The following is a 4,536-nucleotide window of genomic DNA, read 5'->3' on the forward strand; positions in this document are numbered from 1 at the left end:
CAACGGCACTGCGGGATTCACCGTGGAGGCCCCGTACGACAAGGTCGGATGGAACGCGTCAGACACGCATCCGCTGAGTTTCGACGGAGCACGCGTGCCGGCCGGGAACCTGCTGGGGGAGCAGGGGAGCGGCTTCCGCAACTTCCTCAGCATCCTCGATGAGGGACGCATCGCGATCGCCGCGCTGTCGACCGGAGCGGCCGAGGGCTGCCTCGAAGCGGCGGTCGACTACGCGAAGAGTCGCACGATCTTCGGAAGTCCGCTGAGCACCCGTCAGAACGCGCAGTTCACGCTCGCACGCATGCGAGCGCGGGTGCACACCTCGAGACTCGCCTGGCATCATGCCGCCCGGCTTCGTGACGGAGGGCTGCCCTTCGCCGAGCAGGCGGCGATCGCCAAGCTCGTCGCCGGAGAGGCAGCCATGGACAATGCCAGGTATGCGACCCAGATCTTCGGCGGGAACGGCTTCATGAACGAGTTCCCCGTCGCCCGTCACTACCGCGACTCGAAGATCCTCGAGATCGGTGAGGGCACGACCGAGGTCCAGCTGCTCGTGATCGCGCGGGCTCTGGGACTCGCCGGGTAGCGTGGCAGCATGTCACGAGCCGAGCGAGCGAGCGAGGGAACCGGAGTGACCGTGCACGACATCGTGCAGCGGGGCCTGTTCTTCGAAGAGTTCGACACTGATGCCCGCTACCTTCATCGACCAGGGCGCACGGTCACGGAGGCGGACAACGTGCTGTTCACCACGCTGACGATGAACACGCAGGCGCTCCATCTCGATGCGGCCTTCGCTGACGCCCAGCGACCGTTCGGAGCTCGCCTGATCAACTCGATGTGGACCCTGTCGACCATGGTCGGAGCATCGGTCGCGCAGCTCACCCAGGGCACTCTGGTCGCGCAGCTGGGGTTCGGCGACGTCACTTTCCCGCATCCGCTGTTCGCCGGTGACACCCTGTACACCGAGAGCGTGATCGTCGAGAGACGACTCTCCGCATCTCGCCCAGGTCAGGGGGTCGTCACGATCGCGCACACCGGGCGCAACCAGGACGACGTCATCGTCGCGACAGCGACCCGCACGGTGCTGGTGCGCTGCCTGCCCGAGGGAGAGACGCCATGACCTTCGACCTCGGCCCGGCACTCCTCTTCTGTCCTGCCGACCGGCCCGAGCGCTTCCGGGGTGCGCTCGAGAAGGCTGACGCGGTCATCCTCGACCTCGAGGACGCAGTGCTGCCGGCAGCGAAAGCGGCTGCGCGCGGAAATCTCATCGACGCAGACCTCGACCCCGACCGGGTCATCGTCCGGGTCAATCCGCCGGGATCGGAGGCCTTCGTCTCTGATCTGTCGACGCTCGCGCAGACGGACTTCCGCACCGTCATGGTCGCGAAGACGGAGGATGCCGAGAGCCTCGCGCCGTTCGACGAGCGGTTCTCTCTCGTCGCCCTCTGCGAGACGGCGAGGGGAATCCATGCGGCGGACCGCATCGCCGCGCACCCTCAGGTCGTCGCGATGATGTGGGGAGCGGAAGACCTCGTGGCCTCGCTGGGCGGCACATCGAGTCGCACGCCCGCCGGTGCATACCGCGATGTCGCGCGGTATGCGCGCGCACGTGTGCTTCTGGAAGCGGGGGCACACGGCAAGCGTGCGATCGACGCCGTGCACATCGACATCGACGACGTCGCGGGTCTCGAGGCCGAAGCGGTCGACGCCGCAGCCTCGGGGTTCGCCGCGACCGCGTGCATCCACCCGGGTCAGGTGGCCGGGATCCGGGACGCGTACGCTCCGGACGCCGCCACCCTGCGCTGGGCGGAGTCCGTGCTCGTGGCCGCAGAGACCGAGCGCGGGGTGTTCCGGTTCGAGGGGCGCATGATCGACGAGCCTGTGCTCAGGCACGCGCGGTCGGTGCTCGGTCGCGGTCGCTGATCACGCGCGGTCGGCGGTCAGCCCTCAGCCCTCAGCCGTCAGACGAGGATCCCCTGATCGATCAGACGCAGCGACCCGGGGGACGCCTCGAAACGATGGACTGAGCCGTTCGCGAGGACCTCGCCGGTCCGGGGCAGCGTGCCGCCGGAGACATGGTCGATCAGAGACCGGATCACGCCACCGTGCGTCACGACGATCACGGATTCCGCCACCGGGGCGGATCGTCGACGCGCGTCGCGGGCGATGGCGTCGAGTGCGATGAGCGCCCGCTCGGCGACCCCTCCCAGGGTCTCCGCACCCGGGACCGGCGACAGCCAGTCGCCGTACTTCTCGATGTATTCGGACACCAGCATGCCCTCGCCCTCGCCGAACTCGCGCTCGCGCATGTCGGGCACCAGCACCGGAGAGCCGAGTCCCAGGGCGTCGGAGATGATCTCGGCGGTCTCGCGAGCGCGCTGCAACGGACTCGCGTAGATCGAATGGTGGGTGACGCCTTCGAGGAGGCCGGCGGCGGTGCGGGCATCCGTGCGGCCCTTCTCATTCAGGGGGATGTCGGTGGAACCCTGGATCCGGCGGGCGAGGTTCCAATCCGTCTGACCATGACGGATGAGCGTGATCAGGGTCATTCGAGAAGCTCCTGGATGGCGGGGAGCACGTCGCTGGTGCCTGCGGCGATAGTGACATCCGCCCAGACATCCGCGCGCGTCGGCTCGCGGTTGATGATGATCAGGGGGATGCTGCGGCGACGCGCGCGTTCGACGAGTCGCACCCCGGAGTTGACGACGAGTGAGGAGCCGGCCACGATCATCGCGTCGCTGGCGCGGAGCAGCGACTCGGCGGCTTTGAAACGCCCCTGCGGGACGTACTCGCCGAAGAACACGACGTCCGGCTTGAGCATCCCCTCGCACACGGTGCACACGGGGACGATGAAGCCGTCGGTGCTCTCGGGCAGCACGTCTCCGTCTGGAGCGAGGGCGACGTTCTCGGGGACGGTGATCCAGGGATTGCGTTCTTCGATCTGCACGGCGATGTCGCGGCGGTCGAAGACCTGCCCGCACTTGAGGCAGAGCACCCGGCGCATCGTGCCGTGCACTTCGATGACGTGCGAGCTGCCGGCGCGCAGGTGCAGTCCGTCGACGTTCTGCGTGATGACGCCGCTGACGTGACCCGACGACTCCATGCCGGCGAGCGACAGATGGCCCGGGTTCGGCTCGGCCTGAGCGAAGGACCGCCAGCCGAGGTGTCCGCCGACCCAATAGCGACGCCGTGCCGCCTCGTCGCCGAGGTAGCGCTGGATGGTCATCGGATCGGACCGGTTGCGGGATCCCTCACCGCGGTAGGCGGGGATCCCCGAGTCCGTCGAGATGCCGGCGCCGGTGAGCAGAGCGATCCTGCGACCGCGCAGGAGTTCGGCGGTGCGAGCGATGGTGGCCGACAGTTCGACCGGACTCGATGCGCTCACAGGACCTCCCTGTGCGAGTCTACGGCGTGCGCGGAGGGGGTGACGCTTCAGGGCCGACCGCACGCACGATGGCAGACTGGGCCTCGTGGACCTGCTGAGTGTGACCGACCCCGACGACCGACGACTCGACGACTACCGAGGCCTCACCGACACGGCGCTCAGAACGGTGACCGACCCCGCGGGCGGGCTCTACATCGCCGAATCGACGAAGGTGATCGCGAGGGCGGTCGCCGCAGGTCATCGCCCGCGCTCCGTCCTGGTTCAGGAGCGTCGCGTGGACGACATCAGAGCGATCGTCGGCGATCTCGACGTGCCTGTGTACGTCGTCCCCGACGAGGTGGCGGAGGCGGTGACCGGCTTCGCCGTGCACCGAGGCACGATCGCGTCGATGCATCGTCCTGAACTGCCGACCGTGCGCGAGGTCATCGACGGCGCGACTCTCGTGCTGATCCTCGAGAACGTCGGTGATCACACCAATGTGGGCGCGGCGTTCCGGGCGGCCGCGGGTCTCGGCGCGGATGCCGTGCTGGTGTCACCCGGGGGAGCGGACCCGCTGTACCGACGCAGCGTGCGAGTGAGCATGGGAACGGTGTTCCAGGTGCCGTGGACGCGCATCACGGATTGGGAATCGGCCGTCGCGGACCTCCACGCGGCGGGATTCGACGTCGCCGCCCTCGCACTGAGCGACGATGCCACGACACTCGACGCATACGTCGCACGCCGTCCTGAGCGGGTCGCCATCGTCATGGGTTCGGAGGGCGACGGGCTCTCGCGCTCGGCGCTCGAGGGGGCCGACACGGTCGTGACGATCCCGATGTCCGGGGGCGTCGATTCGCTGAACGTCGCGTCCGCGGCAGCCGTGGCCCTCTGGGCGCTTCGATCGAGCTGAGCTGCGAGGCGGAAGGTCAGTCCGAACCGGAGCCGGAGCCGGGGAAGATGATGGGCGAGGGCTCGGGACGCTTCGCGACGATGTGGTCGCCAGACGACTCGTGGCGCAGACGGCGAAGCACCCAGGGAACGAGGTGCTCCCGCGCCCATCCGAAGTCCTCTGTGCGGGCCTCGCGCCAGGTGCGCAGCGGAATCGTCTCGGGCTGCATGGACTCCAGGTCGTTCGGCACGTTGAGCGCTCGCAGGACCATACGAGCCACCAC

6 protein-coding genes and 1 pseudogene are annotated in these 4,536 nt (G+C 68.5%); 4 read left to right on the forward strand and 3 right to left on the reverse strand.

What is annotated here, in order from left to right:
• The 3 genes from J7E68_RS08110 to J7E68_RS08120 all read left to right on the forward strand — a co-directional run.
• Positions 1–586, forward strand: a 586-nt coding sequence (locus J7E68_RS08110) for an acyl-CoA dehydrogenase family protein (protein WP_285224989.1), incomplete at its 5' end; no start/stop codon positions are given.
• Between the two features lie 9 nt (positions 587–595).
• Complete coding sequence (locus tag J7E68_RS08115) at positions 596–1,120, forward strand: MaoC family dehydratase (protein ID WP_215171551.1); 525 nt, start codon at positions 596–598, stop codon at positions 1,118–1,120.
• A complete protein-coding gene (locus J7E68_RS08120; protein ID WP_215171553.1) occupies positions 1,117–1,923 on the forward strand; it encodes a CoA ester lyase in 807 nt (268 codons plus the stop codon). The genes J7E68_RS08115 and J7E68_RS08120 overlap by 4 nt, the downstream gene beginning before the upstream one ends.
• 38 nt (positions 1,924–1,961) lie before the next feature.
• Here J7E68_RS08120 and J7E68_RS08125 read toward each other — a convergent pair whose 3' ends face one another.
• Positions 1,962–2,549 (reverse strand): histidine phosphatase family protein, encoded by a 588-nt coding sequence (locus tag J7E68_RS08125; RefSeq protein ID WP_215171555.1) that lies wholly within the window; start codon positions 2,547–2,549, stop codon positions 1,962–1,964.
• On the reverse strand, positions 2,546–3,385 hold the full coding sequence (locus J7E68_RS08130) for a Sir2 family NAD-dependent protein deacetylase (protein WP_215171557.1): 840 nt from the start codon (positions 3,383–3,385) through the stop codon (positions 2,546–2,548). The genes J7E68_RS08125 and J7E68_RS08130 overlap by 4 nt, the downstream gene beginning before the upstream one ends.
• 85 nt (positions 3,386–3,470) lie before the next feature.
• On the opposite strand from J7E68_RS08130, the gene J7E68_RS08135 reads away from it, so the two are divergent.
• Positions 3,471–4,274 carry an RNA methyltransferase gene (locus tag J7E68_RS08135; protein WP_215171559.1) on the forward strand — a complete coding sequence of 268 codons (804 nt, stop codon included), beginning with the start codon at positions 3,471–3,473 and terminating at the stop codon, positions 4,272–4,274.
• A 16-nt stretch (positions 4,275–4,290) separates the two neighbouring features.
• Here J7E68_RS08135 and J7E68_RS08140 read toward each other — a convergent pair.
• Positions 4,291–4,536, reverse strand: a pseudogene (locus J7E68_RS08140) (SGNH/GDSL hydrolase family protein); the annotation flags it as partial.

The organism is Microbacterium sp. ISL-103 (assembly GCF_018613995.1).
Classification (GTDB): Bacteria; Actinomycetota; Actinomycetes; order Actinomycetales; family Microbacteriaceae; genus Microbacterium.